The organism is Candidatus Bathyarchaeota archaeon (assembly GCA_029882535.1).
Taxonomy (GTDB): domain Archaea; phylum Thermoproteota; class Bathyarchaeia; order Bathyarchaeales; family SOJC01; genus JAOUKM01.
The window spans coordinates 25,829-46,228 of the sequence record JAOUKM010000007.1 but is presented as its reverse complement, the minus strand read 5'-3'; the positions used below and the strand labels follow the sequence as shown (position 1 = coordinate 46,228).

24 protein-coding genes, 1 tRNA gene and 1 pseudogene are annotated in these 20,400 nt (G+C 43.7%); 17 read left to right on the top strand and 9 right to left on the bottom strand.

Annotated features, from left to right (window positions below; all coding sequences use genetic code 11):
• Positions 1–4 precede the first annotated feature (4 nt).
• From OEX01_03530 to OEX01_03465, 14 genes and pseudogenes are all read left to right on the top strand, one after another.
• Positions 5–451, top strand: coding sequence for a 50S ribosomal protein L13 (locus OEX01_03530; protein ID MDH5448057.1), 447 nt, complete (start codon positions 5–7; stop codon positions 449–451).
• Position 452: 1 nt separating this feature from the next.
• On the top strand, positions 453–866 hold the full coding sequence (locus OEX01_03525) for a 30S ribosomal protein S9 (GenBank protein MDH5448056.1): 414 nt from the start codon (positions 453–455) through the stop codon (positions 864–866).
• A 19-nt stretch (positions 867–885) separates the two neighbouring features.
• Entirely contained in the window at positions 886–1,110 is a 225-nt protein-coding gene (locus tag OEX01_03520) for a DNA-directed RNA polymerase subunit N (protein ID MDH5448055.1), read from the top strand.
• 19 nt (positions 1,111–1,129) lie between these two features.
• Entirely contained in the window at positions 1,130–2,416 is a 1,287-nt protein-coding gene (locus OEX01_03515) for a hypothetical protein (protein MDH5448054.1), read from the top strand.
• Entirely contained in the window at positions 2,391–3,101 is a 711-nt protein-coding gene (gene rpsB, locus OEX01_03510) for a 30S ribosomal protein S2 (protein ID MDH5448053.1), read from the top strand. The genes OEX01_03515 and rpsB overlap by 26 nt, the downstream gene beginning before the upstream one ends.
• A gap of 18 nt (positions 3,102–3,119) precedes the next feature.
• The gene (gene amrB, locus OEX01_03505; GenBank protein ID MDH5448052.1) at positions 3,120–3,965 is read left to right on the top strand and encodes an AmmeMemoRadiSam system protein B; all 846 of its coding nucleotides are present in this window, start codon (positions 3,120–3,122) and stop codon (positions 3,963–3,965) included.
• Between the two features lie 8 nt (positions 3,966–3,973).
• Complete coding sequence (mvk, locus tag OEX01_03500) at positions 3,974–4,969, top strand: mevalonate kinase (GenBank protein ID MDH5448051.1); 996 nt, start codon at positions 3,974–3,976, stop codon at positions 4,967–4,969.
• A complete protein-coding gene (locus tag OEX01_03495; protein ID MDH5448050.1) occupies positions 4,896–5,762 on the top strand; it encodes an isopentenyl phosphate kinase in 867 nt (288 codons plus the stop codon). The genes mvk and OEX01_03495 overlap by 74 nt, the downstream gene beginning before the upstream one ends.
• A 6-nt stretch (positions 5,763–5,768) precedes the next feature.
• Positions 5,769–6,863, top strand: a complete 1,095-nt coding sequence (fni, locus tag OEX01_03490) for a type 2 isopentenyl-diphosphate Delta-isomerase (protein ID MDH5448049.1) — start codon at positions 5,769–5,771, stop codon at positions 6,861–6,863.
• A gap of 2 nt (positions 6,864–6,865) precedes the next feature.
• The gene (locus OEX01_03485) at positions 6,866–7,942 is read left to right on the top strand and encodes a polyprenyl synthetase family protein (GenBank protein ID MDH5448048.1); all 1,077 of its coding nucleotides are present in this window, start codon (positions 6,866–6,868) and stop codon (positions 7,940–7,942) included.
• Between the two features lie 8 nt (positions 7,943–7,950).
• A complete protein-coding gene (locus tag OEX01_03480; protein MDH5448047.1) occupies positions 7,951–9,705 on the top strand; it encodes a glutamate--tRNA ligase in 1,755 nt (584 codons plus the stop codon).
• A gap of 135 nt (positions 9,706–9,840) precedes the next feature.
• Positions 9,841–10,275, top strand: a pseudogene (locus OEX01_03475) (hypothetical protein).
• 126 nt (positions 10,276–10,401) lie between these two features.
• Positions 10,402–10,740 carry a winged helix-turn-helix domain-containing protein gene (locus OEX01_03470; protein ID MDH5448046.1) on the top strand — a complete coding sequence of 113 codons (339 nt, stop codon included), beginning with the start codon at positions 10,402–10,404 and terminating at the stop codon, positions 10,738–10,740.
• A gap of 111 nt (positions 10,741–10,851) precedes the next feature.
• Positions 10,852–11,028 (top strand): hypothetical protein, encoded by a 177-nt coding sequence (locus OEX01_03465; GenBank protein ID MDH5448045.1) that lies wholly within the window; start codon positions 10,852–10,854, stop codon positions 11,026–11,028.
• A 57-nt stretch (positions 11,029–11,085) separates the two neighbouring features.
• Here OEX01_03465 and OEX01_03460 read toward each other — a convergent pair whose 3' ends face one another.
• From OEX01_03460 to OEX01_03445, 4 genes are all read right to left on the bottom strand, one after another.
• Positions 11,086–12,195: an ABC transporter ATP-binding protein gene (locus OEX01_03460; protein MDH5448044.1), complete on the bottom strand. Its 1,110-nt coding sequence runs from the start codon at positions 12,193–12,195 to the stop codon at positions 11,086–11,088.
• Positions 12,196–12,213: 18 nt separating this feature from the next.
• The gene (locus tag OEX01_03455) at positions 12,214–13,869 is read right to left on the bottom strand and encodes an ABC transporter permease subunit (GenBank protein ID MDH5448043.1); all 1,656 of its coding nucleotides are present in this window, start codon (positions 13,867–13,869) and stop codon (positions 12,214–12,216) included.
• A 69-nt stretch (positions 13,870–13,938) separates the two neighbouring features.
• Positions 13,939–14,598, bottom strand: a complete 660-nt coding sequence (locus OEX01_03450) for a DUF47 family protein (protein ID MDH5448042.1) — start codon at positions 14,596–14,598, stop codon at positions 13,939–13,941.
• Between the two features lie 66 nt (positions 14,599–14,664).
• Positions 14,665–14,761 (bottom strand) — tRNA-Glu (locus tag OEX01_03445).
• A 165-nt stretch (positions 14,762–14,926) separates the two neighbouring features.
• Between OEX01_03445 and OEX01_03440 the strand changes: the two genes are divergently transcribed.
• Positions 14,927–15,271, top strand: a complete 345-nt coding sequence (locus OEX01_03440) for a LysR family transcriptional regulator (GenBank protein ID MDH5448041.1) — start codon at positions 14,927–14,929, stop codon at positions 15,269–15,271.
• A 134-nt stretch (positions 15,272–15,405) separates the two neighbouring features.
• Here OEX01_03440 and OEX01_03435 read toward each other — a convergent pair whose 3' ends face one another.
• The 3 genes from OEX01_03435 to OEX01_03425 are packed head-to-tail and all read right to left on the bottom strand — an operon-like array spanning position 15,406 to position 18,264.
• Positions 15,406–16,560 carry an aconitase X catalytic domain-containing protein gene (locus tag OEX01_03435; protein ID MDH5448040.1) on the bottom strand — a complete coding sequence of 385 codons (1,155 nt, stop codon included), beginning with the start codon at positions 16,558–16,560 and terminating at the stop codon, positions 15,406–15,408.
• Entirely contained in the window at positions 16,557–16,967 is a 411-nt protein-coding gene (locus OEX01_03430; GenBank protein MDH5448039.1) for a DUF126 domain-containing protein, read from the bottom strand. The genes OEX01_03435 and OEX01_03430 overlap by 4 nt, the downstream gene beginning before the upstream one ends.
• Positions 16,968–16,986: 19 nt before the next feature.
• Positions 16,987–18,264 (bottom strand): HD domain-containing protein, encoded by a 1,278-nt coding sequence (locus OEX01_03425; GenBank protein ID MDH5448038.1) that lies wholly within the window; start codon positions 18,262–18,264, stop codon positions 16,987–16,989.
• 90 nt (positions 18,265–18,354) lie between these two features.
• Between OEX01_03425 and tmk the strand changes: the two genes are divergently transcribed.
• Complete coding sequence (tmk, locus tag OEX01_03420) at positions 18,355–18,963, top strand: dTMP kinase (protein MDH5448037.1); 609 nt, start codon at positions 18,355–18,357, stop codon at positions 18,961–18,963.
• Here tmk and OEX01_03415 read toward each other — a convergent pair.
• Positions 18,960–19,487, bottom strand: a complete 528-nt coding sequence (locus tag OEX01_03415) for a hypothetical protein (protein MDH5448036.1) — start codon at positions 19,485–19,487, stop codon at positions 18,960–18,962. The two genes, tmk and OEX01_03415, sit on opposite strands and share 4 nt — an antisense overlap.
• A 10-nt stretch (positions 19,488–19,497) precedes the next feature.
• Positions 19,498–19,854, bottom strand: coding sequence for a hypothetical protein (locus OEX01_03410; protein MDH5448035.1), 357 nt, complete (start codon positions 19,852–19,854; stop codon positions 19,498–19,500).
• Between the two features lie 80 nt (positions 19,855–19,934).
• Between OEX01_03410 and OEX01_03405 the strand changes: the two genes are divergently transcribed.
• On the top strand, positions 19,935–20,213 hold the full coding sequence (locus OEX01_03405; protein MDH5448034.1) for a UPF0147 family protein: 279 nt from the start codon (positions 19,935–19,937) through the stop codon (positions 20,211–20,213).
• Positions 20,214–20,400 lie beyond the last annotated feature (187 nt).

Below are 20,400 nucleotides of genomic sequence, written 5' to 3'. Positions count from 1 at the left end.
AAATATGAAACCTCAAAGCAAACTGGTAACAATTGTTGACGCGGACAATTTGATATTGGGCCGAATGGCAACTGTAGTTGCAAAACGCCTTCTTCAAGGTGAAAGCGTCATAATACTAAACGCGGAAAAAGCAGTCATATCTGGGAAAAGACTCAGTAGAGTAAAAGAGACGAAACAGAAGTTGGAAATTGGGCATCCTCGAAAAGGTCCATATTTTCCTAAACGTCCTGACCGATTTGTGAAACGAGCAATTCGAGGAATGCTACCTCGAAAAAAGCCAAAAGGTATAGAAGCATATAAAAGGCTACGTGTTTTCATCGGGGTGCCTAAAGAGTTTAAAGACCATCAGTTGGAAATAATATCGGAGGCAAGAGCTGAGAAGCTAAAATGCCCCTACATTACTGTGGGCAAGCTGGTTGAAGAAATTGGGTGGATCCCGGTAGGCGAGTAAAATGCCAAGTTCAAAGAAAATAGTAACAATTAGTGGAAAACGAAAAACCGCTATAGCTAGAGCTACAATAAGAGCAGGCAGAGGGAGAATTCGAATAAACAATGTTCCCCTAGAGATCTTTGAGCCGCAGATCGCTCGATTGAAAATTACGGAAACTCTTCTTCAAGTTGGTGATGAACTCAGGAATCAGATGGACATAAACATAAAAGTCTCTGGTGGTGGTTTCATAGGACAGGCAGAAGCTGTGAGAATGGCGATGGCTAGAGGACTATTAAAGTGGACAAAAAGCAAACATTTGCAGTCGGTCTTCACCGAATATGACAGAACCATGCTTGCAGGTGACCCTCGACGAAAGGAATCTAAAAAATTTGGAGGCCCAGGTGCACGTGCTAAACGCCAGAAAAGCTACAGATAAAAAAAGGATGGACTGAAAAATGATTGTTCCTGTTCGCTGTTTCACATGCGGCAAAGTAATAGGCGACAAATGGGAAGACTTCGCTAGACGAGTAAAAGAAGGGGAAGATGCAGGCAAAGTCTTAGATGACCTCGGCGTAACGCGTTATTGTTGCCGAAGAATGCTTCTTTCTCATGTAGAAATTATCGATGAAATCATTAAGTTTTATGACACTGGAAAAAAAAGACAGATGAGACCACCGTAAAGGGGGGAGATGCCTAGGCTTGTCCAGTCAAATAAAGGAAGTTGTGGCGCGCAGAATTTTCAATAGTCGTGGAGACGAAACAATAGAAGTGGACATAGAAACTGAGTCTGGTTTTGGAAGAGCAGCCGCGCCAGCGGGAGCGAGCAAAGGCTTGGCTGAAGTTGTGTATTATCCAGAAGGCGGTGTAGAGACCGCAGTAGAGATCGTTGAAAAATCAATTGCACCTAAATTAGTTGGCATGGATGCAAATGAACAAGAAGAAATAGACTATCTTCTTCACGAAATCGACGGAACGGGATACTTCAAAAAGATAGGAGGAAACACTGCGTACGCTATCTCTTTGTGTGCCGCAAAAGCAACATCCGACTCTTATGATGTGCTATTATATGAATATCTTGGAGGTCACCTTGCTTATGAACTCCCATTTCCTCTAGGAAATGTTTTAAGCGGAGGTAAACACGCCCATGGTAGAGCTCCTGATATACAAGAATTTTTGGTTTTACCCATCTATGCAAAGTCTTTTTGGGATGCTGCAAAGGCAAACGTGGCGTTCCATAGAAAAGTGGGTGAAATTCTTAGAAAAACCAAGAAAACGTTTACAAGTGGAAGAAGCGATGAAGGCGCTTGGATTGCCGACGTAAATAACTACGAAGCTCTAGAGCTCATGATGCAAGCATGTGAAGAGGTTTCAAAGCAGCTTGGATTCGAATGTAGAGTAGGAGTAGATGTTGCTGCTTCAACTCTTTGGAACTCCAAAAAGAAATGCTACATTTATTCTCATGAAAAAACCAAAAGAACACCCGAAGAGCAGGTGGAATATGTTTTGGAATTGATCGAAAAATACAACCTAATTTACGTGGAAGACCCATTTCACGAGGAGGATTTTGAAAATTTTGCGTGGCTAACAAAAACAGCCAGCAACTGCCTCATTTGTGGCGACGACTTGTTTGTTACAAATGTTAAACGACTAAAACATGGAATCAAAAAAGCCGCTGCTAACTCGATAATAATAAAGCCCAATCAAATAGGAACACTTACCGACGCTTGGGAAGCCGCAAAAACGGCTAGAGAAGCACTATACGCGCCGGTAGTATCGCATAGGTCAGGCGACACTGTGAATGCGGAGATTGCTCATTTGGCGGTAGCTTTTCACTGTCCCATTATTAAGACGGGCGTGATTGAAGGAGCTCGAATCGCAAAAATTAACGAACTTATCAGGATAGAAGACACGCTTGGAAAAAGAGCGAGAATGGCTAAAATTCCGTTAAAGGAGGAAAATATTGCTGTCAGAAAAAGAAGAAAATGAAAAAACTGAGAATGCCGGGAATATCGAGAAGACGAATTTACAGGAAAAAAGTGATGAAGAATTAGCAGTGGCAACTGAAGAAGAACTCTTATTACCACGTGATACGCTACTCTCCGCAGGCATCCACATAGGCACACGTATGAAAACGAAAGACATGGATCAATTTATCTACCGTGTAAGACCTGACGGTTTGTTCGTGCTGGATGTTAAGAAAACAGATGAACGTATACGCATCGCAGCGAAATTCCTTTCAAGATTTGAACCAGCAAAAATCGCTGTTGTTGCAGCTCGACTTTATGCACGTTATCCAGCAACGAAGTTCTGTGAAGTAACAAAGGCAACATCTATTGCAGGAAGATTTGTTCCCGGGCTGTTCTCAAATCCTTTTTATCCAAAACACATCGAACCAGCAGTCATTATTGTTTCTGACCCGAAAGCTGATTTGCAAGCTGTGAAAGAAGCAGGGATTATGGGCATTCCAGTCATCGCATTGTGTAGCACTGATAACGAATTTTCTGGCGTAGACTTTGTGATTCCAACGAACAACAAGGGTCGAAGAGCTTTAGCAGTCATTTATTGGATGCTGGCGAGGCAAGTGCTTCGTGAGAAAGGAGAATTGGCGCTTGACAAAGACTTGGAGTTGTCCATTGACGATTTTGAAGCAAGAATATCACGAGTTGAATAGCCAACTGAGGGTACGTCAGTGAAAATAAGGAGATCATGCCAAGCGGGAAGTTTCTACGCTGGCATTCCAGAAGCATTAAAAAAACAGATAGAAAACTGCTTCACCCACAAACTGGGCCCTGGGAAGATTCCAATTGTGCAAAAGGGCTCAAGAAATGTTGTTGGCTTAATTTGTCCTCACGCTGGTTATATGTACTCAGGTCCAGTGGCTGCCCATTCATACTCCTGTTTGGCTGCTGACGGTAAGCCACATGTCATCGTGATTTTTGGTCCAAATCACACTGGGCAAGGTAGCGGGTTAGCGGTTATGAAGGAAGGAGTTTGGCGAACACCCTTAGGTGACGTACAAATCGACAAAGAAACTGCAGACCAGATTTTGCGCAAATCAGGAATTATTGATGTAGACGAGTTGGCGCATGTTTTTGAGCATTCTATTGAAGTTCAGCTTCCTTTTCTACAGTATCTTTACGGCTCAGCTTTCACGTTCGTACCCGTAAGTTTTCTGATGCAAGATTTTGAGTCAAGCCGTGAAGTGGGTCAAGCTGTCGCAGAGGCTTTGGATGGAAAAAACGCTGTAATAATCGCCTCTACAGACATGACACATTATGAGCCCCACGAGTTAGCGGAAAAGAAAGATAGGAAAGCGCTTAGTGCCTTAGAAAAGCTGGATGAAAAAGAGTTTTATTCAACTATTGAACGTTATCACATAACTGCCTGCGGTTATGGTCCAGTTGTGGCTCTTATTACTGCAGCCAAACTTTTCGGCGCCAAAAAAGGTCAAATTCTTTGCTATAAAACAAGCGGTGACGTTACAGGAGATTATTCGGCTGTTGTCGGTTACGCTTCTGCTGCGTTCACAAAATAGGAAAGGTAGTGGTGTCTTTGGCAGTAACAGCCTCTGCACCAGCCAAAATAATACTGTTCGGCGAGCACTTCGTCGTTTACGGCGAGCCAGCAATCGTGTTAGCCATTGACAAGCGCGCCTATGTAACAGTAACTCTGCGAAATGACAAACGTATACGTGTGCTTTCAAGAGATTTAGGCGTGGCTGGTTATTTCGAAAATAATCGTTTTTCAGCAGAAAAAGGCAAAGAAAACATCCGAGCTAAACTGGAACCGATAATGGTTGCAGCAAGGAAAGTCTTAGGCCAACATCGTGGAAAGAATGTGGGCGTCAGTGTTGAGATTAACTCCTCAATTCCAGTTGCCGCAGGGCTAGGTTCCTCCGCAGCGGTAGCGGCTGCAACCGCACTTGCAATGAGCAGATTGCTGAATGTAGAATTAGCACAGGAAGATGTTTTTCAGATTGCCTATGACGCTGAGAAGCTGATTCACGGCACTCCCTCGGGCGTAGACCCTACAATTGCAACGTATGGCGGCGTCGTATTATATCAAAGGAATAAGGGTTTCACTCGGTTGGAAGTGGCTGCTGACATTCTTCTTGTTATCGGAAACACCTGCATAGAAAGATCTACTGGAAGCTTAGTTGCGGAAGTGAAAAGGATACATGACTCGTATCCGTCCATTGTTGAGCCAGTAATAAAGAGTGGAGGCGAAGTTGCTTGTGCTGCTGTCAAGGCGTTGCAAAATGGCGACTTAGCACTGTTAGGCGAGCTTATGAACATCAATCACGCCCTTCTTTATGCTGTCGGCGTTTCAAACGAATCGTTAGAAAGACTGGTGTTCGCAGCAAGGAAAGCTGGAGCGTTAGGTGCAAAATTGACAGGCGCAGGGGGAGGGGGCTGCATTATTGCTTTAGCCAAACCGAAGAATTTAAAGCATGTCCAAAAAGCTATTGAGCAGGCTGGCGGAAGGGCTTTTGTTGCTAGAAGAACTGCGGACGGAGCTAAAATTGAAGAGCAGAGCTGAAGCCAAGTTGATGGTTTTGAAGCTCGGCGGCTCCGTGATAACAGATAAAGGAAAACCCATGACTCCCAACCTAGATGCCATACAGCGGCTGGCAAAGGAAATAGCTGACGCAAATGTTGAACGTTTAATTATAGTGCATGGCGGCGGCAGCTTCGGTCATCCTCTAGCAAAACAATACAAGATCAAAGAAGGCTACGAAGATCCATCACAAATTGAAGGCTTTTCAAAAACCCATCAAGCCATGCTTGAACTGAACAAACTAGTTGTGGATGCTCTAATACGCCATAATATTGCTGCTTTTTCTGTTTCTCCGTCGTCCTGCATAGTTACGAAGGCTAGACGAATTCAAATCTTCTACAACAGCACGTTAATCCAGCTTTTAGACATAGGGTTTGTGCCTGTGCTTTTTGGAGACGCAGTTCTAGACAACAACATAGGATTCACAATACTCTCTGGTGATCAGCTAGTTGCCACCTTAGCAACAAAGTTCAAGGCTAATAAGATAATTATTGGCGCTGACGTAGATGGACTACACACAGCAGATCCGAAGACTGACGATTCTGCACAACTAATACCGCACATCACATTGCAGGAATTGAAAACTTTGCTACACAATATTGAGAAAGCAAAAGTAACCGACGTGACAGGGGGGATGTTGGGCAAAATTTTAGAACTGATACCAGCTATTGACGCTGACATTCCGACGATAATTGTTAATGCTGCCGAGGAATGTAATGTTTACAAGGCGCTTAGGGAAGAAAAAGTAGTCAGTACATTAATCGAAAAAGAGTGAACTGTATTGCCTAATCAGACAGAGAATAGAAAAGCTGAACACATAAAAATCTCCTTAGAAGAAGATGTAGGGGCTAGACGAATTACTACTGGTTTTGAAAATGTCTACTTCGTGCACCAAGCTTTGCCTGAAATTGACCGCGACAAAATCCGTCTCACTACGAATATCTTCAGCCACAAATTTTCTGCTCCAATTTTTGTTGGTGCCATGACTGGAGGTACAAGAGAAGCCACAAAAATCAACACGTTTATCGCCAAAGCAGTTGAGGAGCTTGGCTTAGGAATGGGTGTTGGAAGCCAAAGAGCCGCGATAGAAGAACCTAAACTAGAATCGACTTATAAAATTGTTAGAAAAAAGGCGCCAGACGCCTTTTTAGTTGCCAACATTGGAGCGCCTCAACTTGTACAAGGATATGGCGTGAAGGAGGCTGAAAAGGCGGTGGAAATGATTGAAGCCGATGCTTTGGCTATTCATTTGAATCCGTTGCAGGAAGCGATTCAACCAGAAGGTGAGGCAGGTTATGCTGGTGTTCTTCAGAAAATAGAGGAGATAGCAAAGGCGCTTCAAATACCCATAATTGTAAAGGAAACAGGAGCAGGCATGTCTGCTGAGGTTGCTAAGAAGCTAGAACGGGTTGGAGTGAAAGGTATTGATGTTTCTGGTGCTGGTGGAACGAGCTGGGCAGCTGTAGAGTATTATCGGGCAAAAGCTGCTGAAGACGTGTTTCGCCGACGGTTGGGCGAGAGCTTCTGGGACTGGGGCATACATACCGTAGCAAGTCTCGTCGAAGTCAGCCACTCTACAAAACTTACAGTTATAGCCTCAGGTGGAGTGCGAACAGGCACAGATGTGGCAAAAGCATTAGCGCTAGGCGCGAGTCTAGCCAGCATGTCCACCCCTATACTACGTCCAGCTACTAAAAGCGCAAGTGAAGTGAAGAAAGCTTTGAATTTCTTTGTTGAAGAGTTGAGAAACGCCATGTTTCTTGTCGGCGCAGAATCGGTGGACGAGTTAAAGAAGGCTCCTGTGGTGTTGTTGGGAAAGACAGCGGAGTGGTTGGAAAAGCGAGGTTTCAAACCTGAATTGTATGCGAGGCGATGACTATGGAGATTGGTGTTGAGAAGTTTTTAGAAAAGCAAGTTGCTGTTATTGATGAGATGATTGAAAAATATATCCCGAGAAAATTTGAGAAAGACGCAGTTGTCTTTGATCTTAGTGCGCCAAGATACGCGTACAACCTCGAGGCTTTAGACAAAGCAATTGCGGAGCCTATCTGGGAGTTTCTCGACCGAGGCGGAAAACGTTGGAGACCCAGCCTATTTCTATTAATCTGCGAAGCCCTAGGAAAGAGTCCCAAAGACTTCCTAGAATACGCCATAATCCCCGAAGTCATACACAACGGAACGTTGATGGTAGACGACATAGAAGACCAATCAGAACTCCGCAGAGGCAAACCGTGCACCTACAAGCTGTTCGGCTTGGACATAGCCATAAACTCTGGCAACGCTATGTATTACCTTCCCCTCTTGTCTCTTGTTAAAAATCGAGACAAAATCCCACCTGCCACATTGAACAAGGCTTACGAGATTTACGTGCAAGAAATGATTAACCTCAGCTTCGGCCAAGCTATGGATATCGCGTGGCACAGAGGACTTGCAGATGCTGACAAGATAGGTGAGCAGGATTATTTGCAGATGTGTGCTTACAAGACTGGAACTTTAGCTAGGATAGCGGCAAGGCTGGCTGCAGTTTTGTCGGGTGCTGATGACGAGTTGACTGAAATATTGGGACGTTTTGCAGAGGCGGTTGGTGTTGCTTTTCAGATACAAGATGATGTCTTAGACTTAACTGGAAAAGCGTTTACTGAGAAGAAAGGGGCGCTGGGAATGGACGTTTCTGAAGGCAAACGGACATTGATTGTTATTTATACTTTGCAAAAAGCAACATCTATAGACAGAAAGCGACTTAACGAAATTTTAACCATGCACACAAACGAGCAGAAACTACGTGACGAAGCCATAGCCATTATGGAGAAGTACAACGCTATTGACTATGCAAAAAAGTATGCACGTAAAATCGTGAGAGAAAGCTGGAACAATGTTGACAAGCTACTCCCTGCTTCAGCTGCAAAAGAAAAATTAAGAGCCTTTGCAGACTATCTTATCGAAAGAAAAATCTGAGAATTTGAGTGACTTCGTTGTCTTTTAACGCCGAACTTAGAGAAAAAATAAAGAAAATTGCATTGCTAAATGCTGTTCGCCATGAAGGAAAAGCGTATCCAGCGCCAGTTATCGGTAAGTTACTTGCTGAAAAACCGCGTTTGAAAGCGAAGGTTAAGGAGATAGTGCCCATTGTGGCAGAGGTTGTTGAAGAAGTTAACAGCCTCTGTTTTGAAGAGCAGAGAAAGATTGTGGAAGAGAATTGGCCTGAGGCTCTCGTTCGAGAGAAAGTTGAAGAGGAGAAGAGGCTTCCACCTTTGCCAAACGTAGACAAGTATAAAGTGGTTGTGACGCGTTTTTCTCCTAACCCCGACGCGCCTATTCATCTCGGCTCTGCGAGGGCGATAATTCTGTGTCATGAATATGCAAAGATGTATGGGGGAAAGTTTCTTGTGCGCTTTGAAGACACTGACCCCAAACTGAAACGTCCGCAGCTACAGTTTTACGACTTTATAAAAGAGGACTTAAAATGGTTAGAATGTGAGCCTGACGAGTATATTATTCAAAGCGACCGTTTACCCATCTATTACGAACATGCAGAGCGATTGCTTAAAGAGGGCAATGCTTACATTTGCACCTGCAAGTCTGAAGCGTTCAAAAAACTGATTTTAGCCAAAAAACCATGCTCCTGCCGCAGCGTGCTGCCTGAAGAACAGTTAAAACGTTGGCAAAAAATGTTCGATGGCACTTACAAGGAAGGAGATGCTGTTGTCCGCGTCAAAACAGACCTTACACATCCGAATCCAGCGGTTCGAGATTGGCCGGCACTGCGCATAATCGACACCGAGACTTATCCGCATCCTCGAGTTGGCAGCAAATATCGTGTTTGGCCGCTATACAACCTTGCATGCGGCGTAGACGACCACCTCATGGGCGTGACTCACATAATACGTGGAAAAGAGCACTTGACTAATCAGACTCGACAGGAGTACATGTATCGCTATTTCGGCTGGACGTACCCAGAAGCCATTCATTATGGACGAATGAAAATCACTGGGGCGTCCTTGAGCAAATCGAAGATTGTGCAAGGCATGCGTGATGGACTCTATAAAAGCTGGGACGATCCAAGGTTGGCTACCTTTGCAGCTCTTAGACGTAGAGGCATACAAGCAGACGCAACAAAACGGTTGATCGTCGATGTGGGACCTAAAACGCAAGACGTGACGCTCAGCTGGGAAAATCTGTACGCATACAACCGAAGGATAATTGAACCTAAAGCAAACCGTTACTTCTTTGTGCACAACCCAAAAAAACTGATTGTACGCTATCTTCCCAAACCATTTGCAGCAAAAATTCCCTTGCATCCTGATTATCCGGAAAGGGGTTTTCGACAATTCAACGTCATACCAAAAGATGGTGTTGCGCGGTTTTGGGTGGCAACAAAAGATGTTGAGAGAATGGAAAAAGGCCGAGTAATACGGTTTATGGAGTTGTTCAATATAAGGATAGACTGTATGGAAGAAGATGTTGTGAAGGCGATGTTTCATAGCCAAGAGTATGGGGAAGCTAAGAAAGTTAAGGCGCCTTTAATTCATTGGATTCCTGAAAATACCGTCGTAAAGTGTCAAGTGGTGTTACAAGATGCGTCTGTTGCTAAGGGCTTAGTTGAAGAGAGTTGTAAGCAGCTACAAGTTGATGCTGTCGTGCAGTTTGAAAGGTTTGGCTTCGTAAGAATAGACAGCGACGAAGACGGCTTAACTACCGCTTATTATTGTCATCGTTGAAGCAGTATAGGGATAAATATGAATGAACGGAAATATGCTCTGTTTGGAGTAGCTGGCCCTCTAGTAGCGTATCTTTTCATCGCAGTCTCCATAATTTTGTCTCCTTGGTTTAGCTAGTCGGATAATGCCTTAAGTGATCTTGGACACGCCGTTAGAAGCGACATTGCACCAGTGTTCAATTTTGGCTTGCTGCTAGTTGGATTCTTCATCATGATTTATTCGATCACAGCTTTTAGGAATCATGCCAAGTATACCAGCTACTGCTTGTTAATCTCGGCTTTACTGCTTCAACTGGTTGCTACTTTTGATGAAGTGTACGATTCTCTCCACTTTTTTGTGTCGGTGCTATTTTTTGTGTCATTGGGCTTCGCTTCAGTAATCTACACTGTGGAAAGAAAATCTGTTGTAGCCTTGGCAGATTTTATGATATGTTTAGGTTCATGGATATTATATTCAGCGGGAATTTATAGCTTGGGAATCGCGGTGCCTGAAACCATATCATCATTGGCAACCATCTCATGGGTTTTTTTGTCTGCTCTCAGAATTTACCTCGGCAAATCGAATCGTTAGGTGCTGAAGTGGAATAACCGCAATATGGACATTGCAATTTCGAGAAATATGAATTTCAAATAGTTACTCAGATTTCTTAAGAGATTTATTCACAGCAATGAATCATAAGAAAGGAGAGACAATGCTATGCCTCGTTCAAGATTAGAAAAGTATCTAAGCATTCTCGAAGCTCTGGTTCCTCAGTCTTTAAACTTTGAGGACGTTTCGTATGAGGCTGACATAGAGTGCAGGACGCTGAAGAGATACTTGAACTTTTTAATTTCAAATAATCTTGTCGAAGAACGACCTCTAAACAAGAAAAGAGTCGTTTACGCTATTACTGAAAGAGGATTGGCAGTAGTCAAAACGTTGAAAGCGCAAAGATACTTGCAGAAACTTAAGAATATTCTGCCAGTTGTTGAGGAAGCAAGCGAAGTTGGACCGTTACTTTCAAAGCATGTTCGCCAATTCGAAGAGGAAAGTTAGTGTCTTTGCTGGGTCAAAAATGTGGTTTTTTTTTAAGACACACAAAGAATTTTACTCTTTTAAAACACGAACGTTTAGCGTAAACGGTTTTGTGCAATAGAGGGGTCTTAATTGAGCGTAAAGAAAATGAGCTCTCAAGTATTCAAGAAGATTGAAGAAAGCCTCGAAGCTGAAGGGAGTTATGCGGACTCCGAGGAGTCGACAGTTAAAATTAGTCTTAAGGACATGACTCAAGAAGAGAAAATACAAGAAGCCGGCAAACCATTGTACCTAAAAAGATACGAATAATGGCAAAAAATCTTGCTATTGGCTCTACGCACTTTGCTTTATGTCACCCTTCAAGATTTATTCCACTTCCAGCTCAGCCATTAAACCCTTCGGCGGATATAAGAACATGTGGCTTTTCTCAGGCGAAAACCCAACTGTTACCTCATCAGCCTCTTTGAGCCATTCCCCTCCCAAACTCGGCCTTACAACAATAATTGAGTCATCATTAGCTAAGCGAATTTCGTAGCGAATATCCGTTCCTTCAAACCGAACTTTCTCAATAACTCCATTTAACCCATTTACCAAATTTTTCCGTCCCTTTGCTATCTCGAAAGCTTCAGGTCTAACTGCCAAAACAACCCTCTTATCCATCTGGGCTGCCTTGTTTTTCTTGGCGCTAACTTTCAAGTCACCACGTAATCTCACCGTTGCCACGTCACCTTTGACTCCAGTCACTCGTCCTTCGAGAAAATTGGATTCTCCGATAAAATTAGCCACAAAAATCTGCTGAGGTTTCATATACAACTCGTAAGGCGTTCCCACCTGAAGTATGCGACCTTTTTTCATAACAGCGATTCTGTCAGAAATAGCCATTGCCTCCGCTTGATCGTGAGTTACGTGGATAGCCGTTAATCCCAAGTCCTTCACAAGTCGTCTGATTTCGTATCTAAGTTCATTACGAATTTTTGCATCCAAAGCGCCGAGAGGTTCGTCTAACAGAAGAATTTTTGAGCCAGCGGCTAATGCCCTCGCCACTGCGACACGTTGCATCATGCCACCACTTAACTCGTGTGGGTAAGCATCAAAACGCTTTTCCAGCTTCACCATCTCCAACGTTTCACGACCGAGGCTCGCAGCTTTTTTCTCTTCCCAAGCTTTTACTCTGGGTCCGTAGGTTACGTTGTCGAAAACATTCATGTGTGGAAACAAGGCATAAGTTTGAAAGACGAAGCCGATTCCACGGTCTTCTGGAGGGACATTGTTGACTAAGGCGTCGTCTATGTAGATTTTTCCTTTGGTTGGATGAATTAGGCCTGCAATTGCTCTGAGTAATGTTGTTTTTCCGCAGCCGCTTGGTCCTATGAGTGAAAAATATTCTTTATCGTGAACTTCTAAGCTAACGTTGTCAACTGCTAGAATTTTCTTTCCGAAACGTTTTGTTACTCCTTTCAATTGTATTTTCGGCATCAACACTCACCATCCATGTTAGTAGACAGCTTTTCTCCCAGCTCCTAATTTAAGGAAAAGTAGCACTATAAAAGAAAGAACGATGAGGATTCCGCAGCCTAACCCAATGTCGGATGGAGTAATGGTAGTTAACTGATTGTTTTGATATTCGCTAAGCCATTCTACAAGTAGCACGGGCACTGTTCGCAGCTGAGACACTACAGCAAGAGTTGCCCCAGTTTCACTTACACTTCTCGTTAACACCATGATGGCACCAGCAAGCAACGAATACTTCGTCAAGGGCAAAATTATAGTTCTGAACACAGTAAAAGGTTTAGCTCCATGAATACGAGCAGCATTTTCTAATTCTATGTCTGTACGCTCTATTGCAGCGACCAAAGATCTTACAAAGTAGGAATAAGTGATTGAAAGATGTGCTAAAATTAGCAACATTATCTCTGGCACAAATGCAGAGCTAGTCCAAAAAATACTGAGAGAAACTCCCAGAGCTGTAGAAGGCACAATTATTGGGATGTTGATGAGGATGTTTAAAACAGCTGAAACGGATCTTCCCAGCCTTTTTCGCGCAATTAAAACCGCCATGGGCAGCCCTGCCAATATGCTTAATAATGTTGCGAGTCCTCCGACAAGATAGGACAAGCCTAAACTTGACCAATACTCTTGCCAAATTCCAGACCCCGAAACTGCATTGTTTATGGTGCCGTCCATTATCGCGTTAAACGTCGGTAACGCTACGAAAAGTGAAGGAATTATGACCAATAAGGAGAAGACTAGTAGTGTTAATGTGTCTCTAGTAGCAGCTACACCTTTTGAACTTAACTTTCTTTCGAACGAAGGCCAAACACGTTGAATAGGAACATTTAGTTTCGACCCAAAAAAAAGTATCGCGCCGAAAATCGCGCACGAGATTAATATTAGTATCAGGCTTACAAAAACCAAAGGACCTAGCTGACCTTGGATTTTCATATTTTTTACAAAGATTGCGCCGTTTTCAAAAAAAATTCCAGCCACCATCATCGTCGCTCCTGTTTCACTAATTGATCTGGCAAAAGCCAACACGAAAGCACCGATTAAACTAGGCTTCAATATTGGGAAAGTGACGGTTCTATCTACAGTGAAAGGTGGCGCCCCTAGTGTTCTAGCCGCTTCTTCAAAAGTGCGTTGATAATCGAGAAGCGCTCCCACCATAACCCTTACAACCACAGGGAAAGAAAAAACAAAGTGGAGAAGTATTACAAGGAGCCATCCTGGAGAAACAAGACTGTCGCCAAAAAGAGACGAAATTCCTTGGGGACTGCTCCAAAACAGAAGCAGAGAATAGCCTAGCGTAACTGTTGGAACTACAAAGGGGATGTCTGCAAGTGTGTCTACGACGTTTAGCCATCTGGATTTTCCCCTTGTAATGAACCATGCTATAGGTATTCCAGCGACAAGGTCGATTATGGAAACGAAGATGGCAACTGCGAAGGATGCCCAAATGGCATTAACTGCTCTGGACATTAACTCAGGGTTTGCAGTAATTTCTCCAATAAGGTTCCATTTTAGGCCTATTCCGAAAATGGGTGGAATCAGAATCAACACGAGAAAGAAAAGTATGGCGCCAATGTAGATTGAATATGCGATTGTTTTATGAGATGAAATTTTGTCCAAGACTGCGACTTTGAATTTGGGCAATTTTGCTTTTCTCTCTCACTTTCTATTTATCCAAGGCGTATATTAGGCGTCTCAGGTTAATGACAGCACTTAGAATTCTCTTGTAGCCGCAAGAATTCTCACATAATCCGCAGTATCATCGCACGAATCTGCCACATGCTCCATTTCTTCTGCCAAGTCTCGAAGAAAAATCACTGTTGCCGCATTCATCTCGTCTGAATGTTGAAGAAAAAGTTCCTTTATCTTTTGATATTTTGCGTCAATTTCACCCTCTATTTTATCAATCGTTATTGCAAGCCTTTTTGCTTCCGGCGGATTCGTTCCAAGCGCCTCAATTGCTCGGCGCAAAATCCTCGTGCATTCAACCAGTTTAGTTGATACATAAACAAGTAATTCCCAGAAAACCTTTGGAATATCCATTTTAAGTATTAAATCGAGGCTTCTCGCCGCATCTTTAACGTGGTCCGCCATTTCATCCAGTCTTTTAACGAGATGCATTATGTCTTCGCGGTCATGAGGAGCCATTGTGTTTTTTGTTAATTCTTCAAAGATGGTTCTTCGCAGTTCATCGATTTCGTGTTCAATTTTAGACAAATGTCCAATATGAGTTTCAGCTTCTTTTTTGTTGTTTTTTGCAGCTGCAGTTACGGCTCTCTGTAAATCCGCAACCGTGTCTGTGGCTAAAATCATCTGCCTATCCGCAAGTTCGAGAACCTTGGATTTCCGTCTTCGCGCAAACCATTTTTCCATAATTCTCACCTTTTCTCAGAACAATATCTGTTAGTTGCCTATTACTTTTTGGCTTAAAACTAAAAGTGGTGCTCCGGCCGGGATTTGGACCCGGGTCTCCGGCTCGAAAGGCCGGAATACTTAGCCGGGCTATATTCGGCAGACAATTGGCTTCTACCGGAGCCCATTCTCGGAGCATTATGCAAATTAACGGTTCTTTCCAATAAATCTATCTCTATATCGAAAGCTGCCAAGGTTGTGCGAGTTGCGTTTTCGAAAGATTAGAAAGCGAATACATGCTTTTTTGTTAGCAAAACTCAATAGCCTAAGTTACGTAACAAATTAGAAGATGACTCGGTTGCCAATTTCCACAAAAAACCCAAAAATCAAACCTGCCTTCAAGTTGTGGTTCGAAATCAATGGAAAATACGTGTTCGGAGAGGGAACACATAAGCTCCTTGAAAGCATCAAGGCAGAAGGTTCACTTAGTGCTGCTGCCAAGGCTTTAGATATGTCTTATCGCTATGCGTGGGGTCTCGTCAAAGACGTAGAAGAACGTCTTGGGACACATGTTGTTAAAACTCGAAGGGGTGGAAAGCATGGAGGTCAAACAGAGTTAACAGAGGCGGGTCTTTCGCTAGTCACAGACTATAAAGAATTGAAGAAGAGTATGGCTGACGTCTGCAAGCTTTAATAGGCTGCTTATTCACTCAGTTCCACAGGTTGTTCGCAGCAGACCAAGACTCCGCCGCCGACTTTCTTGCCGCAAACGTTGCAGGTATTTTTTCTCCAATCTTTTTAACTCCTATTCCCTTGTTCTGCTTCCTTTTATAGGCAAGCTGTTTCCAAACATTCGCTTAACGAAGCAAACAACGCGTCCACCTTATTCATTGTAGGGGCGTAGTAAGCTGTTTTAGCGGAGTTTGTCATGACCGAGTTTATTCCAAGATCCCTTAACCACGTGACTATGGCACAAGTGTCGCATACCACATGTCCGCCAGCTTCCTCGACTATGTTGACGTAGTTTTCTGCCTTTTCCTTAAGCCATCTAGATGTGCAAATCCACAACCGCAAATTATCTTTCACTCTTTTCCCCTCAAGAAAAGTCGCCGCTTCCTCTAGTTCCTCTATGGAACAGTGGGGGCAGCCGAGAAAAACTAGGTCTGGCTGTTCAGCTGTTGTAGATAAACTTTCCATGGTGTTTTCTATGTCTTCTCTCTCAACAGAGACTTTTTCTTGCCACGTCTTTTCAACTGGTTTACCCGTTTGAAATATGGTTGTCATTCCAGCTGTAGCCATTGCGGCACCTAGCTGTTTGAGGTCATCATTGTCATGCTTGGGTAAGCCCTTTAAAAGGGGAATTTTGTCGTTGAGCAGATTTCCTAGGCGTATGCCTAAAGCTCCAAACTCAGCTTCATTCCTAAGCCTCGTCTCGACGTTAACTAGAACAGCGGGTTCACGATTTTCTGGCCTATGCATGCCATAGTCTGGAGTCTTTCCAACTAGTGCCGCGGCTAAGGCGCTTGGGCTTCCTTCTCTGTTTGTGTAGACACCTAAGACCGAGTTTGCGTATACTACTGCTGAGGACTCGGCCCACGCAAAATGAAAACCCTGCAAAGGCTGTTTCAGATAATAAGGTGTGCAGGTTAGAGTGGGGTCCGCACCCATTTTCTTGTATAGGCCAATAATTTGACGTTGTTTTTCATGTTTGTTCCTTGAAAACTTGGTTAGGTTGGGGTCGAGGCTAGAAGGGTTAAGCGTTACCTCCACTCTGGCTTTCCCCGCCGTTTTTGCAAGTTCTTCTAAAAATTCAATTGGGGCGTCACCAAGAGTTTTATAAGACACTCCAGACAGGTGGGCTGATTTTATGGGTATTAGTTTTGTTGCGCTGAACAGGTCGCCGAGGCGGGTGAGAATCCGCATAGAAATTTGACATGCCCAGCCGTATTCGCCATCGTACATTTTTTCTTCTTCAGTTGTCAAGTGCATGGGTTCTTCTCCAAGATTTTAACTGCTCCTTTTTCCCCGTCAACTTCAACTTTATCGCCCGATCTGATTTGTCTGATGTCTATTTGGTCTACCATTAGAATTTCTGCGATTATGGCGCCTACCACTACGACGGGGTCGGCTGTTTGGTTTACGATTGCCTTTGGCGCTAAGTTCTTTTTTGCCAAGGCGTAGAGAACGTAGCTGCCTACTGTTGAGCCGTGGCCGTGGGGAAAGCAGAGAATTGTGTCCTTCAGTTTTTTTCCTTCTAAGTCGTGGTTTTTTTCTATGATTGTTCCCGTGTTTGGGTCTACGCCTCCCAAGAAGCTTATGGGTTTTTTTGCCACTAACGCTGTTCCTCTGCAATATCCTAAGACGATGGTTCTTCCTTTTAACACGCGTATCCTCAAAGGTTGCCACCTGTTAATAGGATATTCTTGCCGAGTAGGGAAGTTCGCCTAGCACCTTTGTTGCCGCTTCACTAACTTCTACGCGATATTTTTCTTCGGTATAGACACGTACGACGTTTATGAATCCTCTTAACGCTTCGAAGATTCTCGAAATTTCGCTGAGACGTTGAGGAACCTTTTTTCCGTCTCTTGTTTTGTGGAAGATAGGGATTTCCATGGGTTCAATTAAGGCAGAGTGGTGGTAGGGTACAGAGGGTAGTGTTGGTACGTCGATGACTACAAACTGTGGGTTCACACTTGCTTCTCCGGCGATTTTGTCTCGCATTTCGTTGCGGATTTCTTCGGTGCTGAATAGCTTGGAGACTGTTTTGTCCTTGACATGGAAAGTTTGGTCGTAGACGCATTTGAGCAACCGCCGCCTTTCCAGGTTTTTCATGATTTTGCGGGATTTTTCGCACAGTTTTAGCATTGTCCAGACGGTGTAATCGTTAAGAGCCAAGTATTCTTCGGGTGTTTTAAAATTCACAAGTCCTAATTCGTCTTTTGCTTTTTCCATGGCTGTTGCAAGCATTATTTGGGCGGCTCTGCTTACGCGGTGGAAGTAGATGCTTTTGAAGGATTCTATGCGGGCTAGTATGAAAGATTCGAGAGCAGAGAGCGCGCCTATGTCGACAGCTAGGTTTTCGTCTAGGACGTCGAGCATGTGGATTATGCGGAAAACGTCTACGTTACCGTATTCTGCGCCGGTGTGGTAAGTGTCTCTGACAATGAAGTCAAGCTTGTCGACATCGACAGCGCTCTGGATGATTTGATCCATGAACATTTTTCCTTTTCGGCGCAGCGAACCTGTGGCGAGTTTTGCTGCTTCATCTGCGTCGTATCCCGCCTTTTCCAAGATGTCGCTCAACTCGGATTTCTCTATCATCCAAACGGTTATTTCTTCATGGGTTTTGCCGAGGAATTTCTCGAGCAAATACTCAAAAACGTGTGAAAACGGTCCGTGTCCCACATCGTGAAGTAACGCTGCGAGACGAATCATTTGAGTTTCTTCTTTGGACAGGTACTGGGAGAGATTAGAGTTTTCTGTTAGTCGCTGGGCTAGGTACATGGTGCCTATGGAATGCTCAAAACGTGTGTGGTTGGCGCCAGGGTAGACGTATTCTGCGCCTGCCAGTTGGCGGAGTCTGTGGAGTCGTTGCATCGGAAAAGAATCTATTATATCCTTTTCTGTTTCGGTTATGTAAACGTATCCGTGAACGGGGTCTTTTATTTCGCCCCAACGCTGATTCATCACTATCAACACTCCAATTTTTATCTTAGTTATTGCTATTTAAGGAGTCAGTTTTAGATATGGATGTTAAGCAGAAGAGGATTGGTGTAAGTGGAAGAGACTAAGCATCATAGCGTGTTTATTTGTATTGAGGGCATCGACGGCAGTGGAAAAACCACACAGGCCCACCGCCTCGTAAAAACTCTTACAAAGAAAGGATACGACGCCGTCTACACCACAGAACCCAGCAAAGGCACCTACGGCAAAATAATAAGAAAACACATACTTCAAGGAAACAACCGCGTCCCAACAGTCGTAGAAGCCGTGCTCTTTGCAGCAGACCGTGTCGACCACGTCGAAAACGAAGTCAAACCACTCTTAAAAGCAGGAAAAACTGTTGTCTGCGACCGCTACGTATACTCTTCCATTGCATACCAAGGAGCAGTCAACCTCAACCAGGAATGGATAAGAGAACTAAACAAACATGCTGTCAAACCAGACCTAGCAGTATACATCGACGTTCTGCCAAAAATCGTAATCAACCGTATTAAACGAAGAAAATCAGTCATGGAGACGCTGCAGACACAAGAGAACGTACGAAAACTATACTTAAAACTAGTAGAAGAAAAGCAACTTGTAATGGTCGATGGAAACGTCTCAATAAAAGAAGTAGCTGAAGCCATTGAAAACATGGTTTTAAAGTTCTTAGAGAAACACTAAACCGTCCGTGTGCCTTCAAGCTTTAGAGCAACGGAATACCGGTCAGCCAATTCCTTATTAATGTGCTCCGTCAAGAAAACTATCAAGTCTTCTACATGAACGCGTTGCGGTCCACGCTCATGCGAAACCAAAAACTCCATATAATTCCTAGCAAATGCAAACCGCAACATGTAATAATCAAATTTCAATGGAGCACGCCTTCTCGACTCGTCAACAACGTGATACTGAAGAACACACAGAAAATCCAAAAACACTAACGCCTTCTTTGCAATTTCAACCTCCAAAACGCCTAACTCAGCCTTATCCAGAAAAGTAAAAACACTATCTTCCCCAATGCCAAACTCGAAGTCCACCACGCAGCTTTGCGGAAACGAATAGGCTATTTCTTCAAGCCTACACTTTTCTTGGGTCAACCAATAAAAAGCCGATGCAATTGCCTGCTGAACTTTTCCTCGCGAAGCTTTGTAAGAGAAGCGGGCGATGCCGTGGATGATTCTTGGAAAATTTTCGTAATGCCCCAGCACACTCTGGCACCTAGGCTTCTTTCATCTTCTTCAGTTTCTCAAGATTCTCCAAAAGCGAGGTCAAAACCGTGTTGAGTTTCTGCAGTTCCTCCAAATTCTCTTCTTCTCTAATCCTCTTCTCAACTGCTCGTATTTTCGTTAATATTGTAGTTTCGAGGGCTACTAGCTGCGCTTGACTTGTCACCTTTTCCGCAGTTTCACCTTCTTTTAACACGATAACACGCTTTTCGCATTTGGCACACCACAACTCCCCACTTTTAAACCTAAACAAGGGAGAGGAACATGCTGGACAAGCAAGTTCAGTAAGTGTAGCGCCTTGCTTTAACAGGTCAACCATGTGTTGAATGTCCTTGGGTTTTTTAGACAAGTTTAAAACCTCAAACACTAAATATTATTGCTGGATAATTTGAGGCTTGCTCTCAATTTTACCATGGGGAGGCACAGCCTATGGTGAGTAAGAAGAAATTGAAAGAATACGAGGAAAGAATAGGACAGGCCACGGTGGTGCTTGGTCAGATTTCTGAAGACACGACAACCCCACGCAACATAAGGCGGGCTGCCAAAGAGTCAATAGGTGCACTTCAGACTGGAGAATTAACTCCTGCGGTGAGGGCTTCGAACGCAGTTTCTGTTCTCGACGATATTCTTCAAGACCCGAATATGCCGCCGTATACTCGAGTGAAACTTTGGAATGTGATGAGCCTTCTAGAAGCAATCAAAGATTGAGAAGTGGAACGCGAAACTGATGAAAGCTGGATGCCTGAAAAAAGCGGCGCTGCAGTGTTTTGTTAGTGGATAGGCTAAGCCATTCTGGATTTGTGAGACGCTAAAGATACATTGTAGTTAGGCTATTCTGAGAATTAATTACTTCTATTTGATAACATTATATCGGAACTTATGTGTGCACTCGCGC

Coding starts and splice junctions, on each gene's coding strand:
- OEX01_03440 (MDH5448041.1), top strand. CDS start 14,927: ATGACTCGGTTGCCAATTTCCACAAAAAACCCAAAAATCAAACCTGCC.
- OEX01_03530 (MDH5448057.1), top strand. CDS start 5: ATGAAACCTCAAAGCAAACTGGTAACAATTGTTGACGCGGACAATTTG.
- OEX01_03460 (MDH5448044.1), bottom strand. CDS start 12,195: ATGCCGAAAATACAATTGAAAGGAGTAACAAAACGTTTCGGAAAGAAA.
- OEX01_03485 (MDH5448048.1), top strand. CDS start 6,866: ATGGAGATTGGTGTTGAGAAGTTTTTAGAAAAGCAAGTTGCTGTTATT.
- OEX01_03450 (MDH5448042.1), bottom strand. CDS start 14,598: ATGGAAAAATGGTTTGCGCGAAGACGGAAATCCAAGGTTCTCGAACTT.
- OEX01_03470 (MDH5448046.1), top strand. CDS start 10,402: ATGCCTCGTTCAAGATTAGAAAAGTATCTAAGCATTCTCGAAGCTCTG.
- OEX01_03425 (MDH5448038.1), bottom strand. CDS start 18,264: ATGAATCAGCGTTGGGGCGAAATAAAAGACCCCGTTCACGGATACGTT.
- OEX01_03520 (MDH5448055.1), top strand. CDS start 886: ATGATTGTTCCTGTTCGCTGTTTCACATGCGGCAAAGTAATAGGCGAC.
- OEX01_03405 (MDH5448034.1), top strand. CDS start 19,935: ATGGTGAGTAAGAAGAAATTGAAAGAATACGAGGAAAGAATAGGACAG.
- OEX01_03525 (MDH5448056.1), top strand. CDS start 453: ATGCCAAGTTCAAAGAAAATAGTAACAATTAGTGGAAAACGAAAAACC.